Origin of the sequence: Pseudoclavibacter sp. VKM Ac-2888 (assembly GCF_015351285.1) — a bacterium.
Taxonomy (GTDB): Bacteria; Actinomycetota; Actinomycetes; order Actinomycetales; family Microbacteriaceae; genus Pseudoclavibacter.
The window spans coordinates 1,803,951-1,828,522 of record NZ_JADKSM010000001.1; the positions used below are offsets into that span (position 1 = coordinate 1,803,951).

General features: G+C 66.8%; 20 protein-coding genes. 5 read left to right on the forward strand and 15 right to left on the reverse strand.

From position 1 onward, the window contains the following. Window positions 1–26: 26 nt before the first annotated feature. A complete protein-coding gene (locus ITJ61_RS08605; RefSeq protein ID WP_194685970.1) occupies window positions 27–953 on the forward strand; it encodes a glycosyltransferase in 927 nt (308 codons plus the stop codon). A gap of 31 nt (window positions 954–984) precedes the next feature. Here the strand turns inward: ITJ61_RS08605 and ITJ61_RS20280 are convergent, their stop codons facing one another. From ITJ61_RS20280 to ITJ61_RS08655, 10 genes are all read right to left on the reverse strand, one after another. Then, window positions 985–2,121, reverse strand: a complete 1,137-nt coding sequence (locus ITJ61_RS20280; protein ID WP_194685971.1) for a glycosyltransferase — start codon at window positions 2,119–2,121, stop codon at window positions 985–987. Window positions 2,122–2,200: 79 nt separating this feature from the next. Beyond that, the gene (locus ITJ61_RS08615) at window positions 2,201–3,217 is read right to left on the reverse strand and encodes a glycosyltransferase (RefSeq protein WP_104298298.1); all 1,017 of its coding nucleotides are present in this window, start codon (window positions 3,215–3,217) and stop codon (window positions 2,201–2,203) included. Beyond that, window positions 3,214–5,367, reverse strand: a complete 2,154-nt coding sequence (locus ITJ61_RS19815; protein WP_323744320.1) for a glycosyltransferase — start codon at window positions 5,365–5,367, stop codon at window positions 3,214–3,216. Before ITJ61_RS19815 ends, ITJ61_RS08615 begins: the two co-directional genes overlap by 4 nt. Continuing rightward, window positions 5,358–7,604, reverse strand: coding sequence for an N-acetylneuraminate synthase family protein (locus ITJ61_RS08625; protein WP_104298296.1), 2,247 nt, complete (start codon window positions 7,602–7,604; stop codon window positions 5,358–5,360). Before ITJ61_RS08625 ends, ITJ61_RS19815 begins: the two co-directional genes overlap by 10 nt. After that, the gene (locus ITJ61_RS08630; RefSeq protein WP_194685972.1) at window positions 7,601–8,356 is read right to left on the reverse strand and encodes a cytidylyltransferase domain-containing protein; all 756 of its coding nucleotides are present in this window, start codon (window positions 8,354–8,356) and stop codon (window positions 7,601–7,603) included. Before ITJ61_RS08630 ends, ITJ61_RS08625 begins: the two co-directional genes overlap by 4 nt. After that, window positions 8,353–9,393: an RNA-binding protein gene (locus ITJ61_RS08635; RefSeq protein WP_104298294.1), complete on the reverse strand. Its 1,041-nt coding sequence runs from the start codon at window positions 9,391–9,393 to the stop codon at window positions 8,353–8,355. Before ITJ61_RS08635 ends, ITJ61_RS08630 begins: the two co-directional genes overlap by 4 nt. After that, on the reverse strand, window positions 9,384–10,379 hold the full coding sequence (locus tag ITJ61_RS08640) for a CgeB family protein (protein ID WP_104240363.1): 996 nt from the start codon (window positions 10,377–10,379) through the stop codon (window positions 9,384–9,386). Before ITJ61_RS08640 ends, ITJ61_RS08635 begins: the two co-directional genes overlap by 10 nt. 69 nt (window positions 10,380–10,448) lie before the next feature. Further along, complete coding sequence (locus ITJ61_RS08645) at window positions 10,449–10,991, reverse strand: hypothetical protein (RefSeq protein ID WP_181059669.1); 543 nt, start codon at window positions 10,989–10,991, stop codon at window positions 10,449–10,451. Beyond that, window positions 10,991–12,589: a polysaccharide biosynthesis tyrosine autokinase gene (locus ITJ61_RS20285; RefSeq protein ID WP_194685973.1), complete on the reverse strand. Its 1,599-nt coding sequence runs from the start codon at window positions 12,587–12,589 to the stop codon at window positions 10,991–10,993. Before ITJ61_RS20285 ends, ITJ61_RS08645 begins: the two co-directional genes overlap by 1 nt. 150 nt (window positions 12,590–12,739) lie before the next feature. Beyond that, window positions 12,740–13,882: a glycosyltransferase gene (locus ITJ61_RS08655; protein WP_104240360.1), complete on the reverse strand. Its 1,143-nt coding sequence runs from the start codon at window positions 13,880–13,882 to the stop codon at window positions 12,740–12,742. A gap of 220 nt (window positions 13,883–14,102) precedes the next feature. On the opposite strand from ITJ61_RS08655, the gene ITJ61_RS08660 reads away from it, so the two are divergent. Then, window positions 14,103–15,323: an O-antigen ligase family protein gene (locus tag ITJ61_RS08660; RefSeq protein WP_146081143.1), complete on the forward strand. Its 1,221-nt coding sequence runs from the start codon at window positions 14,103–14,105 to the stop codon at window positions 15,321–15,323. Window positions 15,324–15,634: 311 nt separating this feature from the next. On the opposite strand, the gene lepB is transcribed toward ITJ61_RS08660, so the two are convergent. Both lepB and ITJ61_RS08670 read right to left on the reverse strand, forming a co-directional pair. Beyond that, on the reverse strand, window positions 15,635–16,306 hold the full coding sequence (lepB, locus tag ITJ61_RS08665; protein ID WP_181059671.1) for a signal peptidase I: 672 nt from the start codon (window positions 16,304–16,306) through the stop codon (window positions 15,635–15,637). 59 nt (window positions 16,307–16,365) lie between these two features. Then, window positions 16,366–17,514: a hypothetical protein gene (locus ITJ61_RS08670; RefSeq protein WP_181057731.1), complete on the reverse strand. Its 1,149-nt coding sequence runs from the start codon at window positions 17,512–17,514 to the stop codon at window positions 16,366–16,368. 223 nt (window positions 17,515–17,737) lie between these two features. On the opposite strand from ITJ61_RS08670, the gene ITJ61_RS08675 reads away from it, so the two are divergent. After that, window positions 17,738–18,727, forward strand: coding sequence for a nucleotidyltransferase family protein (locus ITJ61_RS08675; RefSeq protein ID WP_181059673.1), 990 nt, complete (start codon window positions 17,738–17,740; stop codon window positions 18,725–18,727). A gap of 42 nt (window positions 18,728–18,769) precedes the next feature. Here ITJ61_RS08675 and ITJ61_RS08680 read toward each other — a convergent pair whose 3' ends face one another. Together ITJ61_RS08680 and ITJ61_RS08685 are read right to left on the reverse strand one after the other, a co-directional pair. Then, entirely contained in the window at window positions 18,770–19,111 is a 342-nt protein-coding gene (locus ITJ61_RS08680; protein ID WP_104240355.1) for a PqqD family protein, read from the reverse strand. Window positions 19,112–19,224: 113 nt separating this feature from the next. Then, window positions 19,225–20,841 carry a sugar transferase gene (locus tag ITJ61_RS08685; protein WP_258063751.1) on the reverse strand — a complete coding sequence of 539 codons (1,617 nt, stop codon included), beginning with the start codon at window positions 20,839–20,841 and terminating at the stop codon, window positions 19,225–19,227. A gap of 314 nt (window positions 20,842–21,155) precedes the next feature. On the opposite strand from ITJ61_RS08685, the gene ITJ61_RS08690 reads away from it, so the two are divergent. Together ITJ61_RS08690 and ITJ61_RS08695 are read left to right on the forward strand one after the other, a co-directional pair. Continuing rightward, a complete protein-coding gene (locus ITJ61_RS08690) occupies window positions 21,156–22,268 on the forward strand; it encodes an LCP family protein (protein WP_104240353.1) in 1,113 nt (370 codons plus the stop codon). Window positions 22,269–22,616: 348 nt separating this feature from the next. Then, entirely contained in the window at window positions 22,617–23,615 is a 999-nt protein-coding gene (locus tag ITJ61_RS08695; RefSeq protein ID WP_104240352.1) for a helix-turn-helix domain-containing protein, read from the forward strand. A 44-nt stretch (window positions 23,616–23,659) separates the two neighbouring features. Here ITJ61_RS08695 and ITJ61_RS08700 read toward each other — a convergent pair whose 3' ends face one another. Beyond that, a complete protein-coding gene (locus tag ITJ61_RS08700; RefSeq protein WP_194685974.1) occupies window positions 23,660–24,508 on the reverse strand; it encodes an endo alpha-1,4 polygalactosaminidase in 849 nt (282 codons plus the stop codon). Window positions 24,509–24,572 lie beyond the last annotated feature (64 nt).

The following is a 24,572-nucleotide window of genomic DNA, read 5'->3' on the forward strand; positions in this document are numbered from 1 at the left end:
TCGCGCACGATCTGACCCTCGTCATCGTGGGCTACAAGCACGAGCGCTACGTCGGAGACCTGCTGCTCTCTCTCCAGCAGCAGACGATCTTGCCCAGCCGGATACTGCTCATCGACGACGACCCAGCAGGAGAGACCGCGGACGCCGCCGAGGTGTACCTCGAAGAGAACCCTCTTCACGTGTCCATTCAACGCAACCGGGTCAATCGAGGGCTCTGCGCGAGCCTGAATTCCGCGCTGTCGACGATCGATACAGAGTTCTACGCATACATCTCTGCCGACGACTGGATGCTCCCGACCCGCTTCGAGCGCCAACTCGAAGCGATGGCCGGCGCCTCCGCAGATGTCGCTGTCGTCTACTCGAACGCACTCCGAGTCGATGAGCACGGAAAGCAGCTCGAGCGCGACTTCAAGACTGAGTACGCGTGGCCTCCTCGACTGAGCGGGTCTGTCTACAGTGAGCTCTGCGAGTACAACTGGTTGCCTGCGCCCTCGGTCATGCTCCGGACTCAATCGGTGAAGGAAGCAGGAGGCTACGACCCCGATCTCTTCTTCGAAGACCACGACCTGTGGATCCGGCTCGCACTGAAGTCGGACTTTCTCTGCGTGGACGAGCCTCTCGTCGCTTTCCGCGAACTCGGGTCGTCGCTTGGACACCAGCAGTTCCACACCACGAATCCCCGCTTCGTCATGGCGTATCTCCAGATATTCTCGAAACAACTCGGGATCACGCCCGAACTCGACGCTGAGATGCAGAATCGCATCTGGACGCTGGCTCTGCGTCTCTGGCGCATCGAAGGACCGACGCCACGAGTCGTCGACTACCTGAAGACCTCTTTCCGTTCAGCTCCGAACCGGGTCACCGCACGGGTGTACGTTCTCTTGGCTCGTGCAGGGGTTCGAGCAACGGCAGTAGATCGCGTTCGAGGGTTCCTCCGCGCTCCGCGCGCCTAGGAGTTCGCGACCGTTCGCCTCGGAGGCGAAGCTACGACGCGCCAGCGATCGCTCGAAAGTGGTTCACTCGCTCGTCGAAGGTGGTCTCGAAGGGGACCGCCTCCATGAACGAGAGTCCACGGCGGGCCTGAACCTCGAGCTCCATCGGCCCGGTCGCGAGCCGTTCAGTCACTGCTGCCGCCGCGACCACGTCTGGTCTTGCTACGGCCCAGCCACCACCGCCAGCGGCCAGCAGCGGCGTGAGCGTCCTGTTGTGAAAACCAAGCACAGGAACCCCCGAACCCATCGCCTCGAAGTACGTACTCGCCGAATCCCCCTGAACGTGCGGCAGGAACATGAGGTCGACCTCGCTCCGCACAAAGGGCTTCCAGTCCTTCTCGAAGTCCATGAATCCCGCGAAGCGCACATTCTTCGACTCGAGCCGGCGGAGCGCCGGTTCCAGATTTCCTGATCCGATTATCGTGAACTCGAAGCTGATCGATCTCCGTTCGAGTTCCGCGATGAACGGCTCGATCAACTTCACTCCCTTGATCTCGGTCAGACGGCCCGAGTACGCGATTCGCAACGGCCGATCGCCGTGCCAGTGCTCCCGACGGCTTGCGGCAGCCATGTCACCTGCACGCATCCTGTGATCGAAGTACATATGCGTGGAGGGGTTCACGGCCTTGTAGTGCTCGGCTGCCGAGTGACCGTTGCATTGAAAACCATCTGCTCGGGCCGCGAGGGAATCCAGACGCCTCGTGCGCCGAAGCGCGCCGACTCTGATGCGGGCCCGGTCGACAGCTCCACGGGCCGTGACGAGACCAACCTCAAGGCGAACGGCGGGCGACCAGTCGTCAGTGAAGATGACCTTGAAGTGATGGCCGAGAAGCGACTGACTCAGCGGTCCCACCACTGAATGCATGACCAGGTCAGCCCCGAGTCGGGAGAGGGCGGGCGCGTCAACTTGCGGGATGAATTCGAGGTCAGCGGCGAGATCGTGATCGGCCCACATCATCTGGGGGTCGTCTTCCTCGGCGAGAAGAGGAGCTTCGAGCGAGGACACGAGCACCTTGCCCGGCCACCTCTTCGCGTACTCGGCCAAGCCCGTCATGGATTTCGCGAATATGCCGAGCTTGCCATCCGCAGTCACACGAAGCGGGCTGTCGTTGAGGTAGAAGAATCTCACGGGCATTCCTTGGAGAAGGAGGTGGACAGGATGGGTGTCGACATTCGATGTTCACCAGCACGGCGATGAAACGCAGAGCTCACTTCGACGTGGAGGCCGAGCGTCGCCGCTGGAGTCGATTCGAGATCTTCACGGTGAGGATGCGCAACACACGCTGCCACCGCTCCAGCGAGCCGATGCGCTGACGCTCGACTCGACCACAGAGGGCTGCCCACTCGTCGACGAGCTTCACAAGCGAGTACTCATCGGCGCGGCGTGCCGCCCCGAGGCGGATACGCTCGAACGCCTCGGGTTCAGCCCGCAACCGTGCGAGCGTCGCTGGAAGCTCTCGAGCGTCGTTGATCAGCAGGCTGTCCTCTCCCGGGCTCGCGAGCTCGAGGTACGAGGCCTCGCCGCTGATAATCGGCACCGTGCGGGCATTCCATGCGTTGATGAGCTTCGTGGGCGGCTTCCGCACATCGGCGTTGTCGACCATGCTGCCCCGGATGCACAAGGTGAGATCAGCGTTGCTGAAGTCATGCCAGGTCTGATCGCTGCCGTTTGTCGTGCTTGGAGAATCTATGTGCAAGCTGAAGCCGCTTGCGACGATGCCTGCAACCATGTCGGGCTCAAGGAGAACCTTCGGCACATGCTCCGGATTGCATTTCAGCGTGATCGCCTCGAAGACCGTCCTCGTCTGATCCCTGGGTATCAGCCCCCTCTGCGGGAGCGCAGGAAGGTACTCGGCGTCAGCACCGTAGCGCTGAATCCAGTACGCCGAACGATTCGGCACGATCACACGGTCTGGCCGGAATGGTGCGTCGAATTGCAACGCGGAATCACTTCGGATCATCAGACACGGGAATCCCGACAGCACCAGCGCCGTCCGGAGGTTGACGAAGTCCGAGATGAAGGCGACGACAAGAGATGTGCCGCCCGGCACATCCGGTCCGAGCGTGACGTCGTACCCCCGATCACGGAAACGCGCGAAGAGCTCGAGGATGTTGTGCCCGAATCCCGATGCGAACTTCTCGGGATCCTCGTCCGGTCTCCAGTGCCGGGCAACGCTTGCTACCTCTGGATCTTCGCAGTAGAAGTGCCAATTGCCATCGTTCACGCTGACCTCGACTTCCCGAGCGGCTGACCTACCAGCACCAGACGCAGGAGTTCACTCACCGAAGCCGCGCCGGCACTCGGGGAGTAGTGGTCCTGCCAACGCCGCGCGTTCGCGTCCACGTTGCCGTCAAGCCCACGCTCGATTTTCCGCTCGATAGCTGCCGCGAGTGCGAGTGCGTCGCCGGCAGGAAACACGTCGCCGCTCTGCGGCGGAACGATCTCCGGCAAGGCCCCAGCGTCGCTGACGAGCACCGGGACTCCCGCGGCCATCGCTTCGGTCACGACGAGTCCGAACGGCTCGGGCCACACCGAAGGGACCACAAGCAGGTCGATGCGATCAAAGAACGCAGCTGGCGCTACCCAGCCCGGCCGGTCGGTGAGGTGCGCGACGGGCTGCAACGCCTTCTCCACGGCCAGCTGAGCCTGTTTCGAGACGAATCGTGGCTCGCCGGCGAGCAGCAGCCGATAGTGCCCAGGTTTGCGCGCCTCCAGCTCCTGCACGGCGGCGGCCAGCACGTCCACGCCCTTGTCGATGGATGGCCTGCCCAGGAATCCGAGCACGATCGGCGGTCCGCTCGACACCCGGTTGCGTGTGCCGGGGCTCTGGCTCCAGTTCGGCAGCACCGCTGCATTGCCGACGGCGGCCGCCATCGACGCGGATGGCACGAGCGTCGTGAGCGCCTTGAAGCGCGCCAAGGGCTCGAGGACGCGCAGCGCACCCAATGGGCGTTGGTGGAGGTGCACGATTCGACCGGGGTGCCCTGCTGTCGCCGCGGCGGGTACGAGCCCGTTGCACCAGAGGACTCCACGTCGCTGTGCGGCATCCCAGCGGCGGAGCGCGAGCATCCAGGATCCCCGCCCGGCCGCCTCGAGTTCCACCACGCGATGCCCGGCATCCCGCGCCGCAGCGACCAGCTCCCCCGGTTCGGAGGGGCCGACGATGGTCACGTCGACGCCGAGCTCCTCGAGCACGGCGGCGATGTTGAGGAGCATCACCTCTCCCCCGCCGATGTCGCCGTTGTTCGTGGCGATGGTGATGTGGTCCGGGAGGCCGCCCGGCAGGTCGGACGTGACTCCCGCCTCGGCATAGACACCGGCGATGGCTGAGGTCATGTCGGAGACCGACGGCCAGTCGTCGAGCGTCGTGACGGCGTCGGCGTCCAGGAGCGCACGCGCGACCTGCGCGACATCTTCGGCGTCGACGAGTCCGGCCTCCGCGACGATCTCCGGGTTCCCGCCGACTCTGGAGGCCACGACGCGCATCCCACGATTGGCCGCGTCGAGCAGCGAGTAGGAGCAGTTCTCCCACACCGACAGCTGCGCCAGCACGTCGGCTTCCGCCATGGCCGCGTCGGGGTCCACGAACCCTGGGAAGTCGACGGCGTCGGCGAGGCCGAGGTCGCTGACCCGACGTCGCAGCTCCGCGTCCAGCTCGCCGACCCCGGCGATCGTCAGCCTGGCGCCCGGTCTCTGCGCGTGCACGCGAGCGAACGCATCGATGAGCTGCGGGATGCGCTTCTCGGGAGAGAGTCGCGCGAGGGCGAGCACGCGCAGGGAGTCGGAGGCGCGCACCGCGTGCGGGGGCAGCCGGTCGACGCCGTTGTGCACGACATGCACGTGCTGCTTCGGACCCCACTTCGCGAGCATCGCCTGCTTGGTCGCCTCGGAGACGGCGATGACGCCCTCGAACCGACGCAGCCGCGCTCCGTGCACCCGAGCCATGAGCTGCGACTTCCAGGAGGACCCGTGATAGACGCTGTCCTCGCCGGCGATACCGTGCTCGCTCGTGACGCGCACGGTGCCAGGTGGCAGGGGCGTGGCGGCCACGACGACATCCGCGTACGCGAGATGCGAGTGCACGACAGCAGGCCGGAGGCGGCGCGCCGCCGACCTGAGGGTCCGGATCGACCGGCTCAGGCCGGCGTCTGGCCCGACCCTGCCCACGGCGAGGCGTGCGCCGACGGCACGGAGACGATCGACGAGAGGCCCCTCCGGGCAGAGCACGACGAGCTCGAAGCCGGGAATGCCCGCCTCGACCACGTCCAGGACGTGACGCGCGACCCCGCCCAGGTCGGCAACAGGAATCACCCAGAGCGCGATCGGCCGCGAAGAGCGGCCTCCGTCAGGTGCTGCCCGTGCCTCTAGAGCCACTTCTCGAGCCGATCGAGCGCCGTCCAGAAGCCCTGGCCGTTGTCGATGTGACCCTGCCAGATCTCAGGGATGAACGGGGCACCCGGCGCGAATTCGTCGAGCTGGCCCGCCAGCAGCGGCCAGTCGACCTCGCCATCGCCGACCTGGACGCCCTCGCCGTCGACCCCCGTCGCGTCGACGAGGTGCAGGTGGATGCTGTGCGGCGCGACGAGCTCCGTGTAGTCGGAGAACTGCATCCCGAGGAAGTTCGCCGCGAGCTTCGAGTGAGACACGTCGAAGCAGAGCTTCGTCCCCGTCGTCGCCGAGAACTCCGCAGTGTCATGAGGATCGAGGAAGAGGTTGTGGAACTGCTGGCCTCCCATGAGCCACGGGAACGGCGGAAGCGTCTGCGCCGCGATCCGCACGCCGTCCGTGTCGAGACGCTGCACTGCATCCGCGATCCGCGCGTACATGGCGGTGCGCGCCTGAGCGGGGACGTGCTTGTCCTTCGTGAAGCCGCCCATCGTGACGACCATGATCGGCTCGCTCGAGCGCGTGAACCACTTCTTCAGGCTGCGGGTCGTGTCGATGGTCCGCTGCACCTCGCGGATCGACCGTTCCCAGTGCTCGTCGTCCGTCGATGCGAGGTCGACGAGGAAGTCGCCGGAGAACAGGTCTGGCAGGTGCGTCGTGAAGTCCATGTCGAGGGGCTCCGTGAAGAAGCTGTCGATGTCGACCTCGAGGTCCTTGTACGAGAAGTGGAACTCCAGGAAGTCGGGAGTCGAGTTCTCGATGAGCTTCTTGTAGTCGTGGTACCGAACAGGGAGGCCCCATGGGCGACGGAACTCGAACTCTCGCCCGACGGAAGCGGTGTCGGTGAGGTCGCTCTCGAAGAAGAACTCGCCTTCCGCCATGTCGTGGTTCACCGCGCGACCCACGAGCTCGTCGAGACGGTTCGGCTGCAGTCCGCGACCGGGGCTCTTCACGGCGATGTCCTCAGCTCGGAGCACCTCGCCCTCGCGCAGCTCTCGCGCCGCGACCAGCGACTTCGCGAGCGTCGTCCGGTTCATGAGCTCGCCCGTGGACACCTCTCGCGGTGCCGCGTCGCCCAACGAAAGCTCGATGTCTCGGATCTGCTCGACCATCTGCGCGAACTCGTCCGGGAGCAGCGAGACCGTGTGGTCATTGCCCTCCATGCCGCGATCGACGGTGAAGTGCTTCTCGATGATGCGCGCCCCGCGTGCGACCGCAGCGACGGGCACGTGCCAGCCGCGCTCGTGGCCCGAGTAGCCGACGATGCTGTCGCCGATCTCCGCGAGCCGGTCGAGGTAGGCGAGGTTGATGTCCTTGAACGGTGCCGGATATGTCGACTGGCAGTGGAGCAGCGCGAAGCTGGAACCCAGGGAGCGCATGAGCCCGACGGTCTCGAGGATCTCCGACTCCCGGGACATTCCGGTCGACAGGATGAGCGGGAGCCCACGCGAGCCCGCATCGCGGAGCAGCTCGTGGTTGGTGAGGTCGGCGGAGGCGATCTTGAGTCCCTCGATGCCGTAGTCGACGAGCGCCTGGACGCTCGGTCCGTCCCACGGCGTGCACATGAGGTCGACACCGCGGTCGCGCGCATGGTCGAAGACCGTGAACAGCTTCTCCGCGGGGAGCGAGACGCGCGAGAGGAGATCCAGCGTGTACTGCGCTCCGAGGTCTTCGCCTGCCGTCGACCCGCCGCTCTGGCGGTACAGCGCGTCCATGTCCCGCAGCTGGAACTTCACGGCGTCGGCGCCCGCGTCGGCGGCGAGGTCGACAAGTCGCTTCGCGAGGTCGACATCGCCGTTGTGGTTGTTGCCGATCTCAGCGATGACAAACGCGGGGTGGCCGGCGCCGATCTCGTGCCGACCGATGCGCAGCACATCATTGCGGTCGATGGCGACGGCGATCAGGTGGCCCGTCTCGTCGACGAGCGGCAGGTGCGTGATGCCGCCGTGCCCGAGCAGCGGAGCCAGCTCGGACGGCGTCGACGTCGCCGGCGCGGTGCGGGTGCTCGTGTTGGCGACTTCGACGCACGTGACGTCGAGCGAGGCCGTCGGGTTCGCGACGATCCAGCGACGGAAGTCACCGTCGGAGAGCGAGCCGCGCAGACGACCGTGCTCGTCGACGCAGAAGACGATGCGCTGCTGGTTCGCGCTGATCTTCTGCAGACCGACGACGATCGGGTCCTCCGCGAAGACGATGTACGGGGTGAGGTTGCGCTCGAAGATCACTGAGCGGAGTCCTTGTCTGTCGGTGCTGCGGTGTGCGCTGACGGAGCGGCGGCCGCGTCAGGATGAAGCTGGGAGAGCTGGTGGTCTGCGATGGAGAGATCGAGCTCGGTGTCGATGTCGACGCCTTCGAGGTCATCCATCTCGAAGATGCCGATCGTGCCACCGAGCCGGTTGTGCTCCCGCTCGTAGATCTCGGTCTTCGTGAGGTAGAGCGAGCCCGTCTCGCGGTAGAACATCTGCGTGCGCTGCAGCTCCTGGCGGCGGGGCCTCGCGCCGATCGTGAAGTGCGCCTTCGGCTGGTCCCCCTCTGCCGCTCCGTACTGCCAGAGGAACGGCGTCTGGGGCACGGCACCCACCATCGAATCGACGCCCGTCGCCGCGAACTGCGAGATCGCACGGTCGAGGGTGCCCGGAAGCCGCACGGGCGAGGTCGCCTGCAGGAGCATGACGGCATCCGGTCGTCGCCCTGCGGCCGTGTACTCGGCGATGGCGTGCTCGACCACCGGCTCGGTCGCCGTCGTGTCTTCAGCGAGGTGCGCGGGGCGCAGCCACGGCACCTGCGCGCCGGCTTCCCGTGCGATGGCGGCGAGGGCCTCGTCGTCGGTGGAGACGAGGACATCCATCTGGGGACGCGCCGCGAGGGCCTGCTCGATGGTCCAGGCGACCAGTGGCTTGCCGGCGACTCGGCGCCTGTTCTTGCCCGGGATGCCTTTGGAGCCTCCCCGCACGGGGATGACGCACAAGATCCTCATACTGTTTCCTCCAGAATCCGCGAGATGCTCGCGGCTATCAACTGTGCTGGCTCTGTCTGGGGAACAGGAGGGGCAGGAGTCGAATCGCTGCCCCACTGCGAAAGACCATACCGTGTCCAGAAGTCGCGCACCCACTCGGGCGGGTCGACGCACGTCACCCAGGCATCCTGGCCGGCGGCGGCGGCCTCGAGGACCCCCGTGGAGAAGACGGAGACGACCGGCCGGTCGAGGGTCGCGAGCGACTGGCCCGAGCTCTCGAAACGCACTCCGCGCCGCTGCCAGGCGCGGTGCTGCAGACGCGACAGGCGGTCGGTCTCCGCTGGGTGCGGACGATACTCGGCACCGGTCGTCGTGCAGAACGTCCGGGCGGTCCTCGCCGACGTCCACCGAGACAGCTCAGCACCGTGCAGCTGTCCGAGGAAGACGGGAGTCGCGTCTCCGGGACCTTCGGGACGCCCGCGGTTGCGACGCGAAGCATGCCAGAGCAGCTGCGCACCCACGACCTCATGCGTGACATCACCTCGTCCCGACTTCCAGAACTCGGCGTCGTCCTGGGAGAACGCGAGCAGGTGACTGCCGCGAGCCAACGGCGGCGCGAACGGCGTCGTCAAGCCATGCTGGGCCACGACGAACCGTGCCCCGAGCTGCCTGCTCCAGCGGTAGCCGACGGCCCCAGCGGGAAGGAAGTGACCTGCTGCGAAGACGGCACGAACGCCGCGGAGCTCCCCCGGCAGGTCCAGCCCCTCGAGCCGACGGCTCGTCCAGCTGCCGTCGAGCATCCCGCTGAGGTCTTTCGGCGCGAGAACGGCGACCTGTTCGCCTTCGAGGAACCGCAATGGCTCCGCGTACGCCGCGACCGCACTGGGGGTCGGCACATCGATGAGGACAAGCAGACGCGGTTCGGGCCCGTTGACCATGAGCGTGAACTCCGGCTCCCCAGAGGGACGCCGCACACGGGTCATGATCTGGCGTTTGAGGGACCTCGAATTCTGCCAGCGCTGCCACGCCTCGAGGTCCTCCGGAATGTTCAGTCCCACAGCGCCTCCAATGCTCGAGCGCGGTGCTCGAGGGTGTGCTCGGCCAACGTCCGTCTGCGAGCTGCCTCGCGCACCTGGGCGGCCCACGCGGGCTCGCGCTGCGCGCGACGCGCCGACTCCACGATCTCCTCGACGCTCTCGAACACCAGCACCTCCTTGCCGACGTCGTAGAACTCGCTCACATCGGGCCTGTCCACGAGCTCGAGCCCGCCGACGCCTGCGGCCTCGAAGGTGCGCATGGTGAAGCCGTCCTGATTCGCGTGCACGTTCAACGTCGCGAGGCTTCCCGCCATCACGCCGTACGCGGCGCCCCGCGTCAGGTCTCCGCTGGCAGGCACGCCTGCCGACCGGAAGCGTCGCGTCCTCACGACGTCGGAGAGCTTCCGTGACCAGTCGCGGCCGTACGCGCGCACGGGAACTCCAGAGCCCTGGATGCCGCGCACCAGCTGCTCGCGATTCGGGTAGCGGGCACCGACCAGCGTCACCGCCGGCACCTCGACGCGCGCGAACGACTGGCTCGAGTCGAAGCCGAGGGGAACGAAGACGGCATCCGCGCCGTGTTCTCGAAGGAGGCGCACGTCGTCGTGGCTGTAGCTCGCGACGCGACCGGTCGACGCCAGGAACTCCGGCGTGTACCTGGTCCTGCGGATCTCGTCGTACAGCCAGACGACGGACGGTACCGACTGTGCGCTCAGGGCCTCCCACCAGGCGTCGCCGAGCTGGTCGCCCTTGATGACGAGGACCGCCTCGAAGGTCTCTGCGCGCAACTGCTCTACTGCGCGCGAGGTGGCCTTCTCCGCCGCGGCACGAGACCGCATCGACTCCGGGAGGTCATGGAGCAGCTTGTTCTGGAACCGATCGGCGAACGTCGCGTGACTGTCGTAGCGGTGCACCCTCACCGAATAGCCGATCGACTCGAACGCCGAGGCAACCGCCTTCCAGTACCCGTGGAAGTCGGGACTCACGATGAGCAGGCGCTTCAGCATGCGCCAGCTCCCGCGCAACCCGCACTCGCGCGGCGCCAGCGTGACATGTCCACGTTCATTCCCTCGAGGTCAGGTCGTTTGCAGACGGGGAGTCCGTGCGATCGCGTCGATGCCCGGGAGGATGGTCGCCAGGAGGGCGTCGATCTCGGCGACTGCCTGCTTGGCCACCGCGGGGCCGCGGCCGTACGGATCCGCGAAGTCGAGGTCGCCGCCCGGCGGGGTCTTGACATGCGCGAGGAATGGCAGCGGCGCCGCGCGCCGGGGAATGGTCTCGAGCAGCCGTGCCGCGCTGCGGATCGTGAAGGTGTTTCGGACGGCCTTGGGCGACTCGCTGAGCATCCACGATCGGTGCGCACCCTCGAACGCGAGCACCAGGTCTGCCTCCTTCAGCATGGAGACGTCGACCTGCCGCGCCGCGTGGGGCGTCGGCTCGACGCCCAGCTCACGGACGGCCGCCGAGATCGTCGGGTCGATGTCCTCGCCGACGAGAGCACGGACGCCAGCGCTCGACACCTGCCAGTCGCTCTCAGGCCCGAGCTGCGCACGCGCGAGGAACTCGGCCGCGGCCGAGCGCGCGATGTTCGCGTGGCAGACGAAGAGCAGGCTCGGCACTAAGCGCCTCTGCGCGATCGACGGCTCTGTGGCTGCTCGGTTGCGACGGCAGTCGGAGCCGAGGACGGGACGGGGCCCGCCTGCGGCTGCACAGGAGCAGCCTGCTCGGTGGCCGGCTGGGCCGGGCGGGAGGGCGAGAGGGACTCCCGCTGCGGTGCGGCCACGTCAGGCTGGGCACCGAAGTGCTCCGAGGGGTCGGTGTGCCCCTTGATCGCCTTGAACTTCGGCATGCCCTTCTTGTCTGCGGTGACGTAGTAGCTGCGGTTGCGGCGGTACTCGTAGCCGTCTGCGCTGTCGCGCGGGGGCACCATGTTGAGCACCGTTCCGAGCATGCGGCTGTGCACCTGCTTGAGCATGTCGCGCGCAGCCGCCACGTCTTCGCGGCGGGTACGACCCGCGGAGGCGACGAGCACGACGCCGTCGACGCGCGTGGACAGCACGGCGGCGTCGGTGACGGGCAGCAGCGGGGGCGCGTCGATGACGACGATGTAGTCCTTCGAGAGCAGGCTCACGATGGACTTCATCGCCTCCGAGCCGAGCATCTCCGACGGGTTCGGGGGGATGCGCCCGGACGGCAGTACGTAGAGCCCGGGGATCTTCGAGCCGACGAGCGCATCCTCGAGCGACACCTGGCCGCTGAGCACCTCGCTCAGACCGATCTTGCCGTCGATGCCGAGGACGGTCGCGACGGTCGGACGACGGAGGTCCGCGTCGATGAGGATCGTCGGCGTGTTCGACTGCGCCAGGACCTGCGCGAGCGAGGTCGCGACGGTCGACTTGCCCTCACCCGCGTTGGCGCTGGTCACGACGATGGAGCGGATCTCCTCGTCGACGCTCGCGAAGCGGAGATTCGTGCGCAGTCGCCGGAATGACTCGGCGGCGATGGCGTCGGCGTCGTTCGTGCCCCGGTTCTTGCCCATGAGCTGCGGCGACTTCGGGATGCGACCGAGCGTTCCGGCGCCGGAGGCCGTTGCGAGGTCCTTCGAGTCGCGGACCTTGACGTCGAGCGAGCGACGCAGGAGCGCGAAGGCGTAGGCGAGCACGAGGCCGATGGCGCCGCCGATGATGAGATTGTTGCGGAGGTTGGGGCTGACCGGCGACGTTGGCTCGACGGCGTTCTGGAGGGGAACGACGGTGACTCCGGAGGTTCCGCCCCCGACCTGCGTCTCGATCTCCGTGATGACGTCGGCCATCGCCTGCAGCGCCCCGTTGGCCAGGGCGACCGCCGATGAAGGCGTGCTGGCACTGGCGCTGACCTGGATGAGGTTGCTGTTGGGTGCGACCGTCGCGGAGAGGCGACCGGTCAGCGTCTCGCCCGCGGCGAGTCCGGAGTTGGGGTTCTCGGCGATCTTGGCGTAGACGGGCTGGCTCGTGATGAGGGGAAGGTACGAGTTCGCCTTGGTGATCGCCTGCTCCGAGCCGTCGATGGACGAGAACTCTCCGGAGCTGCCGGCGATGACGAATCCTGCGGAGTCGGCTTCGTAGACCTTCGGCTGGATCTGCGTGTAGCCGAACGCGGCCAGCAGCCCGACGATGACCCCGATAGCGAGGATCTTCCAGCTCTTGCCGGTGAGACGCAAGAAATCGAGTACCGTCACAGCGCGTACGCCTCTCCTAGACACAACATTCCGCGCACGGGCATGAGACCCGTGCGCGAGGACAACTCACAGTAACAACTGGACGCACCGAACGCCATCCGCTGGCCGTTCATGCGGTCCAGGGATGCGGCATCGCGCGACACGCGCATGTCACTTCTCCCCACGGCGCGTGGCCGCTTCGTCGACGAGTTCGTGCAGCCGCCGCGCGAATGCCTGTTCGGAGAATCCGTGGGCGTGGGCCTTGATGGCCGCGACGTCCCAGACCTGGAAGCGCGAGGCCGCGACGGCGTCCGCGATCGCGGCGGCGGTCGGCACGTCGAAGAAGCGTCCAGTTGCCCCTTCGCGCACGGTGTCGAGGTACCCGCCGGCCCGGAGGGCGATGCTGGGCTTGCCCCACGCCGCCGCCTCGATCACGGTCAGTCCGAAGTCTTCATGCGATGGCGCGATCAGCGCGCGGCTCCTGGCGTACAGCCAGCGAAGGTGCTCGTCGCTGATGCCGGAGACGAGGCGGACGTTGTCCGGCAGCATCGCCGACAGCTCAGCCCGCTGGGGACCGTCGCCGACGATGACGAGGCGCTCGTTCGGCAGGCCCGCCACGGCTCGGATCGCGGCGTCCACGTTCTTGTAGGGAAGCAGGCGCGACACGAGCAGGAGGTGCCCACCGCCGCCGACGAAGTCAGCGAGTTCTGGCATTGCGGTTCTCGGCCCGCTGATGTCGACGCTGTGCGGTGGGAAGAGCAGCTCTGACGAACGCCCGTACACATCGGAGACTCGCTGCTGCACGATGGACGAGTTCGTGAGGTAGGTATCGACGCTGGCTGCCGCCTTCTGGTCCCAGCGCTTGAGGAACGGCGTGAGCATGCGCAGGCCCATTCGCGCAGGGGAGAGACGGCCAGCGCCGCCGAGGTACTGGTCGCTCAGGTAGAGATAGCGGGCGGGCGAATGGCAGTACGCGATCGTTCTTCCGGTGGTTCGAAAGCCGTGCGCCCACCCGGTTGTCGATGCGATGACGACGTCGGCGTCGATGTGCATGCCGGAACTCGCGGCCGCCAGGAGCGGCAGCGCCTTGCGGTGGTCTCTCCGGAGCGGCCCGACCTTGTTCAGCGGGGACGTGACGATGTCGATGTCGCGGAACTCGGGGAACGTCGTCTCCGGCTCGTAGAGCGTCGTGAAGACCTGCGCCTCGGGGAACGCTCGGCTGAGGGAGAGCACAACACGTTCGGCGCCTCCGCGCTGCGTGATGTAGTCGTGGGCGATCGCGACGCGGGGACGCGGAGAGCCAGTCGCGCGCATTCCACCACCTCGGTTTTCGTTCATTGGCCACCAATGGGAGGTGAAATGCAGATTCCCCGAATGCGGATCCTGGAATTCCAGAAACCCGACTCCCCACATTCTATGCAGGCCGGCTCAGCCCTGTGGCCGAGGAGCAACGATCCCGCAGAATCGCTTCCCCCCGGAACCGCTCTGCAGCGGCGCTGTTGGACAGCACCGGCAAACACCGTAGCATCGGAACGTGACAGAGCATTCTCCGTTGGCAGGGGCCATCAGCAAAACTCCGGACTTCGTTCGAGATTCCATCTTTGCCGTCGGCAGCACTCGCATCATCGATGCCGTGCTGATGATGTTCTTCGTCGTCCGCATCGCGACACCCGGCATCGGGCTCCCCGTGAACGACGTCGCCGGACTGCTCCTCGTCGCCGTCGCCGCCTTCCGCCGGCCCACCAGGCAGCTGAGCGGCACGACCTGGTTCGCGGCGATCAGCGTCCTCCTCGTCACGTTCCTCGTCATCGTGGCGATCGCGACGGGCCCGAATCAGGCAGACATCACCCGCCTCGGCCGAATCCTCATCCTGTTCTTCCTGGCCGGCTTCATCGCCAGCGGACGCATCGACATCGTCTCGGGCCTCAAGGGATTCTCGGTCGGGCTGCTCGCCAACATCCCGCTCTTCTACGCAGGGCTCGCCCCGGACACCTACGGCGGGCTCCTCACCGGCTTCCTCAACGACAAGAACGTCGCCGGATTCACGTACGCGATCATGACCGTGCTCCTCTTCCTGATCTACAGGCGCCTCTGGACCCGAATCGCCCTCACCGGCCTCGGCCTGGGGGCAGTGGTGCTGACCGACTCTCGGACCTCGATGGCCGCACTTGCCGCAGCCATCATCTGGCTGGTCCTCGCGCGCTTCCTCGGCCCGTTCTTCCGCGTCGTCCTCGCCGGAGTGCTGCTCGGCGGGTTCTTCTATGCAGAGAACAACCTCTCGCAGGTCGGCGCCTACGCCGCACGTTCCGGATCAGACGAGCTGCGCGACCGAATCGATGCCGCATCGCTCGAGAAGACACTGGCTGCGCCCTGGTACGGCCACGGACTCGGAGAGGCGACCACCGAGGTCGCCGGGGATGTCTGGTTCTTCCACAACTCCTACTGGGGCCTCATCACGGAGGGCGGCTACGCCTTCCTGCTCGCCATCCTCGCGCTCCTCGCGTTCGCTGGATTCCAGTTCCTGGGGAAGGGCAAGCAGACGCCTGAAGCCCGCATCGTCGAGGCCGCGACGATCGTCATCCTGCTCTGCTCGTTCCGCCTCGGAGAGGTGTTCATCACCCTCCCGACCTTCATCGCCATCGGCATCGGCCTCGGCATCTACTCGCAGCGACACTCTGACTGGCTCGTCCGTCAGGCGGCAGCGGGCCCGGAGGTCGAAGGGGCGCTCTTCCCCATCCAGCAGCGCGTCAGCTAGGTCGCCGACCCGGCAGCGTCCGGCAACCCACGAGACGACGAAGCGCCCGACCCGCACGAGGCGGGTCGGGCGCTGTGCTTCCAGCGCAGGGGGCCGAGCTGGAAGCGTCTGGGCCGGGACGCGTCTCCCCAGACACGAGACCCGACCTGCGCCGCGAAGCGGCGGCCGGTGCCCCCAGGCGCCAGCATCGCGACAGCACGTCCATTGTGCTGCGAACGCGGATACCGCTCACGCGAAAGGGAGATTCTGGCGCAAGTGGGGCACGAAACGGCAGCAGATGCCGCGCCCCACCGCGCCGGGCCGCTGACGGGTCAGACGGCGCCGAACCGCGGAAGCGGCCACACGATGGAGAAGACCTCGCCCACCACGTCGTCGTCGCGGACCGTGCGCAGGCAGGAGGCGTCCACTCCCCCGCCTCGGCACGCGGCGAGCGAATCGGAGGAGTTGGTGCGGTTGTCTCCGAGGACCACGATCTGGCCTTCCGGCACGGTGAACTCGTCGAAGCAGCGCAACGAGGCCGGAGACGTGGAGCAGTCGAGCGTGCCTGGCACGAACTCGAAGTCGAGGTCGACGTAGGAGCTCTCGTCGAGCGCGGTTCCGTCCACGACGATGCCACCTGTCGCCGGGTCGACCGCCATCGTCTGACCTCCGGTCGCGATGACGCGCTTCACGAGGATGTGCGAGAAGCCCTGGCCGATGCCGAAGACCTCCCCCACCACGCGTGCGGCGAATCGCAGCGGATCGCTGGGAGCCTCGGGCGGCGCCTCGTCCCACGTGTCAGAGGCCGCGAACACGACGATGTCACCCGTGATCGGTTCAGCGTCACCCAGGTACGCGAGGCGATTGACCAGGATGCGGTCGCCGACGGCGAGCGTGTCGTCCATGGAGGCGGACGGGATGGCGTACACCTTGACGAAGAACGCCTGCACGAGCGCGAGGACCGCGAACGCGGCGACGAGATGGAAGAGCGGATGCGACGTCACACGTCGCAACCGCGATCGCGGCGCCCGTCTGCCAGGGGCGTCCGCGAGGTCGCCGTCGCTCACTGACCCGCCGTATTGCCGACGACCGCGGCTTGCACGCGTTCGACGAGATTCGCCTCCACGAGACCTTCGAGGGCCACCTGCACCAGGTGACGCGCGTCCGGGACCTCACCGTACTGCTCGATGAGCGCAGCCGTGAGGCTCGTGAGGGTCGTCCAGTCGCCGAGAAGCTCCCACAGACCAGGCGCGATGCCGGCCAGTTGCCTGACGATGCGCGATTCGAGCGTGACCGCCTCGTTCTCGAACAGCAGCCAGTGGACGCCAGAGGCGCGTCGGTAGGAGTCCTCTCGGACGGTGGCCGAGGGTGTCCTCGTGTCTGCCACGCTGTGACCCGATGTCCACGGCTGGAGGTCGCCCTGAGCGGCGAGGATCTCGGGGACCAGCGCAACGACCTGCGAGGCCTCTGAATACGTGACCCGTCGCACGCCGTCGGTGGCGTCGATGAGCTCCGCAAGCTGCACCAGCGGATCCGGCAGGGCGGGCAGGTAGCTCAGCTCCGGGACCATCGAGCCGATCGCACTGCCGGTCGCCACTGGCGAGAGCTGCGGGCCGTCGACGAGCTCGTGCTCGTCGACACGGTGCAGGAGCACGATCGCGGCGATCTTGAGCGGCGCCTGCGGGAGGGGGCGCAGCCCGAGCTTCGCGGGCGAGAGCTGCGCCTTGGGCCGAGCCGAGTCGACGATGACCGAGAGCGGCTTGCGGTACGGCAGGACGGTGCCGTCGAAGTCGACGGCGAGGGTCTCGTCGGTGACATAGCCGAATTCGCGGCCGAGGGTCTTCGCGAGGGTCGTCTTGCCGCGCCCAGAAGGACCGACGAACGCGATGACCCGACCGTCGTCGAGCGCGACACCCGCCGCGTGGAGCATCACGAGGCGACCGCCGTTGTGCTCGATCGCGTCGAGCGTCACCGTGGTCGAGATCTGCGAGGCCAGATCGGCTGCCGAACCGCTCACCACGTCGGTCGCCTCGGGTTCACTCAAGGGAGCGAGCGCAAGACGATGTGATTCGTCAGGCTCACCTTCCCCGGGCTGGCCCGTCACGTCGGCCCAGGACTCCCGCAGATCCGCCTCGAACTCCGCCGAGATGCTCTCATCGAGGCGAAGTTCTACGTCTACGCCAAGTGGATTCAGGCGCAGTGTTCTCGTCATGCTGGCAACTGTACCAAGCAGGCGCGGCCTGGGACGGCTCAGGGGAGCACTCCCCATTCCCGCGCCTCGAGCTGTCGCCCGAAAGGGAGGCTTCGAGCACACCTTCGAGGCGGTCCGAACGTGCCGTCCGACGCCTCGGAAGTGCACGCCCACACACTCGCAGACCTCGATATGCTCGCTCTTACGAGTTCTCTCGGCTCGCGACGCAGATCTAAGGACCCCAGTGACCGCAGCAGCCGCGTCCCCGGACGCCGCGACCATCGCGTTCTCGGTGAACGATGGAGTCGCGCTGTCGACGGCGCTCACGCAGCATGTCGCCCGCGAGCAGGGCATCCGCATGCTCGTCATCAAGGGGCCGATCTCCGCCGATCTCGGACTGCGCACACGCCGGTACTCCACCGACGTCGACATCATCGTCGAGCCCGGCCGCGCGAAGGACCTCATCGAAGCGCTCCAGGCGTACGGGTGGCGCCCTCGCCCTTGGCCCGACTTCCCGAAGCTGCTCGAGCAGCACTCGCGCACCCTCATCCACGAGTCCTGGCCGAACGACATCGACGTGCATCACTACTGGCCTGGTTTCCTCGGCAGGCCGCAGGAGGCATTCGATCGCCTGTGGGCGCACCACATCCAGGTCACCGTGGCCGGCCACCCCATCGACACTCCCGATCGGGCGGGCAGCGCCCTCGTCCTCGCGCTGCACTCCCTCCGCGAGGAGGGCCAGGTCTCAGCGGACTCCCGCCAGATGACCGAGTACAGCGAGCTCGTCAGCGCGCTGAAGAAGATGGATGGCTCCGACACGCAGTTCGTCTCGGACGCGCGCTCGACCGCGTCCCTCACGGAGCAGATCCTGCAGGACGCGGTCGGAACGGACTCGACGCAGACCGCGCGACGCTTCCTCACAGACCTCGGACACGATGTCCCGCTCGTCCCGAACTCGAACGCCAGCGAGGCGCTGCGCCTGTGGCGTCTCAACGCCAAGGCTGAGCACGCGATGACGGGCTGGATGCTCAAGCTGCAGCGGGCTCCCCTCCTCGAGAAGCCGGGCATCGCGGCCCGCGCGTTCTTCCCCTCTCGCGCGGATCTCGCGGCCATCGACCCCGAGCTGCGCAACGGCACGATCAGCGTCGTCAGGGCCTGGTGGAAGCGAGCGAGCCGAGGGCTGCACGGTCTTGTGCAGGCCAGGCGCGATCTCAAGGCGTTCGACAAGCGCTAGCGGCGTCGGCCACCCCGATGCTGACGGCGTACGTCGCGACTGCTACGCGGAGGTGTGCGAGTCGAGGATCTGCAGCAGGTGGGCGTCCAGCAGCTGCGTCACGAAGCCGAGCACCTGCTCACCGATGACCTGCTCGTCGAGCCCGTAGTCGGCCGAGAGCTCGCGCACGATGAGCTTCAGCGAGCGGACGCCGTCGAGCTCGTCCCAGATGACGGCCGCCGTCCCGCTGAGCACCAGCGGCTTGCAGCTCGTGTCGACGAGCGACAGGACGGTCAGGTCTCCGCTCTCATCGTCGCGGACGAGGGCCAGAGCAGGCGCCGGGGTGATCACGGCCTCGAAGAGCTGCTCGCTCTCACGACGCTGATCGCCTATCGCCTGATCCATCCCGCCAGCCTACTGTTCGGCTGAGATCCACTGCGTGCAACAGACCGGCGCACACAAAGAAGCAGCGGCGACCCACCTGGTGGGTCGCCGCTGCTCACTGTGCGTGATTCGCCCTAGTAGGCGCCCTCGCTGGCGACGACTGCACGAGCCGTGCGGAAGAGGATGACGAAGTCGCCGGCCATGGACCAGTTCTCGACGTAGTAGAGGTCGAGGCGCACCGTCTCCTCCCAGGTCAGGTTGGAGCGTCCGCTCACCTGCCAGAGGCCCGTGATGCCGGGCTTCACCATGAAGCGACGGTGCACGTGGTCTTCGTACTGCTTGACCTCTCGGTCCAGCGGCGGACGGGGGCCGACCAGCGACATGGAGCCGCCGAAGACGTTGAACAGCTGCGGGAGCTCGTCGATCGAGTAGCGACGGATGAACTTGCCGACCTTCGTGATGCGAGGGTCGTCCTTCATCTTGAAGAGGATGTCGTTGCCCGCGTCGCGGCGCTCGCTCTGCAGCTTCTTCAGCACCTCTTCGGCGTCGGCTCGCATGCTGCGGAACTTCCACATCGTGAACCGGCCGCCGCTGTAGCCAACGCGCTCCTGCTTGAAGAACACGCCGCCAGGCGAGGTGACGGCCACGGCGATCGCCGTTCCGACCAGGAGGGGCGAGAGGACGAGGATGAGGAGGCCGGAGACGAGGATGTCGAAGGCGCGCTTGAGCAGGAGCCCCATGCGCGTGAACTTCGGGGAGTCGACGTGCAGCAGCGGCAGGCCGGCGACCGGGCGCGTGACGATGCGCGGGCCACCCACGTCGAGCAGGCCTGGCGCGACGATGAGGAAGTGGCGGTCCGGGTCGAGGTCCCAGCCGACTTCGCGAAGCCACTGCGTCGAGGTGACGTCGTTGCCTGCGATGACGACGGTGTCGGCGCCGATGGCGTCGAGCGAGCCTGCCAGGTCCTCCGGGTTGCCGCCGATGGGGACATCCGTTCCCGGCAGGAAGTCGGGAGAGTTGGGGTCGAGCTCGCCGCTCTTGCCGTCGATGAGGCAGGCGCCGACGACGTTGTAGCCGGCGGCTTCACGACGCGAGAGGTCGCGGTTGAGGTCGAGCACCGAGTAGCGCGAGCCGACGAGCAGCACACGTGCCTGCAGGTTTCCGCCCTTGCGCTGGCGTACGAGCCACTGGCGACCGATCCAGCGGGAGAGGAGGAGCGCGACGGTGCCGACCGGGAAGGCGATGAGCACGTATCCACGGGCAAGCTCGAATGCCGAGAGGTAGGCGAAGATCGAGACGATTCCCGCGAGCATGAGCGAGGCGTTGAAGATGCCGCGGTACTCCTCGAACCCTGAGCCCAGGATGCGGTAGTCACGGGTGTCGAAGAGGGAGAGCATCCAGGCCCAGCCGACGACGATGACGGTTGAGACGAGCCAGTAGGACACTTCGCTGCTGATGAAGCCGCTGCCGCCGGCGGGAACGGCCGCGTTGCCGCCGCCGAGCCAGACGAGCTGGGCTCCCACCATGACGACTGCCAGAATGGCGAGGTCGGTCAGGACGAGGAGCTGCGCGTACCCCTGGCGCCAGTTGGCGCGGCGTTTGTTGCTTCGCTGGACCCGAGCGTTCTGTTCTGAGGAGGTCTGCGCGAAGTGCGGTTCGACCGAGGGCAGCATGTCACTGTCTCGCGAATCGTCAGTCGCGGTTGCGACTGGGATCTGCGAGGTAGCGGGCCCTGAGGTGGGTGGCGTCACGTGTGCTCCAATAAGAGATGAGTACTTCTTGGTGCGCAGACCGCGTCGGTTCCGGGAATGCGCTTCGGGTCTCCGTGGCCACGGGCCACGCTCTGTATGGGCCTGTGGGCTCATCGTAGAGATCCTGGGTGCTAGCTGAGACTATCTCAACGTTCCCGCATAACAAAAGGGTCACCCAGGTATTTTTTCCGCATCTCTGGCGTGTTTTCCTGACCGAAACACACTTGTTGTGCATTTGGGTTTCATTTCAGGGAAGCGCGACATCGCTCGGCCCGACTCGTGCTCGAAACTTGCGCCGTGTCATACTCGCCTGCATGGAGCAGACCCCAGGACAGCCTTCGTCGCGCCCTCGAAGCGACGACGACGCCCTCACAGATCTCTTCGAGCACGAGGCTGATAGCGGTTCCGGCGGCACACGCCGCGCGGCACGCGAGCACGGCAAGAAGAAGCGTCGTGGGCCGAAGATCCTGCTGTGGACACTCGTGGGCGTCCTCATCGTCGCAGTGGCAGGTGCCGGCATCATCTGGTGGAACGTGAACCAGGCGTTCAACAACATCGAGAAGATCGATGACGCCCTCCCCGGAGACTACGAGGGACGCCCGGAGCAGGTCGTCACCGAGGCGGGCTCGCCCATGAACATCCTCCTGCTCGGAAGTGACTCGCGCGTCAGCGGGAGCACATCGATCATGACCGACCTCGGCAGCCGCAGCGACACGATGATGCTCGTGCACATCCCCGCCGATCGCAGCGACGTGCAGGTCATCTCCATCATGCGCGACAGCTGGCTCGCGATCCCGGGCCACGGCGAGGCCAAGATCAACGCGGCGCTGTCCTTCGGTGGCGTGCCGCTCGTCGTCCAGACGGTCGAGGGCCTGCTCGGACTCCGCATCGACCACGTCGGGGTGGTCGACTTCGACGGCTTCGCGGGCATCACGGATGCGCTCGGTGGCGTCACCATCAACAACGACGTCGCCTTCAACTCGTCGCACATGCAGGGCAAGACCTTCGAGGCCGGGCCCATCACGCTGACGGGCGATGAAGCGCTCGCCTTCGTGCGAGAGCGCTACGCCTTCACCGACGGCGACTACCAGCGCGTGCGGAACCAGCAGGCCTGGGTCAAGGCGGTGCTCGACAAGATGCTCACGGCGGAGACCCTGACGAACCCGGGCAAGGTGCAGGAGATCATCACGAAGTTCTCCCCCTTCATCGCGGTCGACAGCACCTTCGACCTGCAGACCATGCTCAACCTCGGCCTCTCGATGCGGGACATCCGCGGGAGCAACGTGCGCAGCTTCACCCTGCCGACCAACGGCACCGGCATGGTCGGCGACCAGTCGGTCGTATTCCTCGACACGGTCAGCATCGGGGAGCTCAAGAAGCACCTCGTGACCGACACCGTCAGCGAGTACCAGCCCACCGGGCGATAACAGGGCCGCTCCGCCTCCTCGCCCCGCGCATCCGACTGGATGCGCGGGGCGATCTGCGTCTCCGCATCCGGATCCACGCATCACCGAATCCGCCCGAGTCTGCGAACACCAACATGTCCGAGGCACATGCTCGGGACTGAAGCACGTCTCCGTCGCGAGACCCGAGCAGCAGTCCACGACAATCGCCAGAACATGGCATCTCCCGCCGAAAAGTGCGACGTATTTTCTGGTGATGCGGCAAAGAGTGAGACTCGATACAGCTTCGTTCAACCCGCAGATCCTTCCGCGGTCACAGCAGGGGTTCTCCCCGTTCCACCGAAGCCCGCCGTGATGTGAGTCGGAAAGGAGATGACAGGCGTGATCTCGGAGCTCGATGTCGCACTTCGTGGTGAGAGGGCCGTCGATTGGCTCCAGTCACGTGGCCTCCAGGTCGTCTCAGCGGACGGCGAAGTGAAGATCTTCGCCGACCTCGCGACGTGCCCCACGATCGTCATCGGCCGCATCTGGGTGACCCCGATGGTGGTCCAGATCAAGCCGCGCCCCCAGGACGACAACGGCTTGGTCTTCCTGAGCTTCGCGATGCGCGGCACGTCGAGGCTGAACGGTCAGAACGAGTCCGAGGGTTCCGTGCCGTCGCCGTTCTACGTCCACGAGTCCTCGGAGCCCATGCGCGTCGAATCCTCGGACGCCTCGACTCGACTTCTGTTCGGGATCCGACGGTCGAAGATCAAGGCGGTGCTCGGGAACGAGCTCAACTACACCGGCCCGCGCACACCGAACGCGCACCTGCGCAAGGTCCTGACCAGCGCCGCCATGGCATCGCTTGACGGCTCGATCGACGAGGACAACCCGGGGTTCCCCGCCTGGCGGACCGCGATCGAGAACCTGGTGATCGCCGTGCTGCGCTCGTCGATTCGCGAGAGCACCGTGGCCGGCCCCTCGAAGACCCTGCTGATGCGCGCGCACCGGCTGATCGCGGAGCAGGCCCACGACGCGAACTTCTCGGTGGTCGATCTCGGCCAGCAGCTGGGCATCTCGCAGTCGCACCTGCACAGGGTGTTCAGGGAGACGGGCACGACGCCCGCGAGGCTCCTGCGCGAGACCCGTCTCGCGTTGGCGGAGGACTTCCTCGGAACAGGCGACCCGACGGTGCAGGACCTGAAGGCCGCAGCCGCCTACAGCGGGTTCAGGAATCTCCGCATGTTCCGCCGGGCAAGCGCAGAAGAGTCAGGTCAGGCCGAGGCGCAGACCGGAGGAGTCCAGGGCGCACAGCCGACCTCGGAGGATGGGCCGGAGAGCTCGTCTGAGGACGCTTCCGAGAACGCGTCGGGGTCGGCCCTGGTCTGAGGGACTCCCCCGACGGGGACTGACCTCCAGGCGCGGAGGAGGACTCAGCACTGCATCCGGAAGTAGTCCGGCACATCCGGTGCGAGGAGATCACGGTCGCGGATGACCGTGAGCGGAGCGCGGCTGTCGTCAGCGCAGACCTCCTCAGGTGTTCCTGCGAGAGCATCGGTGTACTCGATCTGCAGGACGAGATCGCCGTAGGCGCTCGAGTACGCGGCGCATTCCCCGTACACACCGCACTCCTCCGCGACGGCGAAGTCGAAGCCCAGCTCGGCTCGGCCGCGATCGGCGAGCTCTGCCGCGTTCTTCTGCCCGATCGCGAGGCCAGCAGTGTGGGCGGCTTCGACGTAGGCCGCCGCGAGCTCGAGCGCCCCTCTCTCGTCGATGCCGGCTCCCCCACCGCTCGTGGACGCGTCGAAGCGCGTGAAGGTGTCGAGGTTGTCGATCTCGACGGCGTCGAAGCCCGACTCGGCGCAGCCCGTGATGATCGGGGCCATCACGGCGAGGATGCCGTCGCGCTGCTCGGCCGTCGACGGGTCGAGGATGTACTCGTCGGGCCAGTCCGGGTCGACGACCGGCTGACCGGCGTCGTCGTGGAGCAGCAGCTCGCTGCGTTCGTCGAGCCAGGTGGCAGATTCCCCGGGCTGCGTCTGGAAGCCGTTCACGTAGCAGATGCTGTACGCCCCGGAGTCGGGGGCGGCAGTGGAGTCTCGGGCGACGACGTCGAGGCCACCGTCGATCTCGTACGGCTCGCCGAGCTGGTAGTCGAAGGTGCCGTTTGTCGGCGGGAGGGGCACGTACGACCCGGTGTATTCCACCACCCCGCCCTGCGCGCATCCGCTGAGGACGAACACACTCACGACGAGGAGCAGAGCTGCTGGAGAGACGCGCATGACGTCATCATGCTCCACGGCAGATCTCGGTTCTGTGTGCATTCACGCCGATTTCACCTCGCCT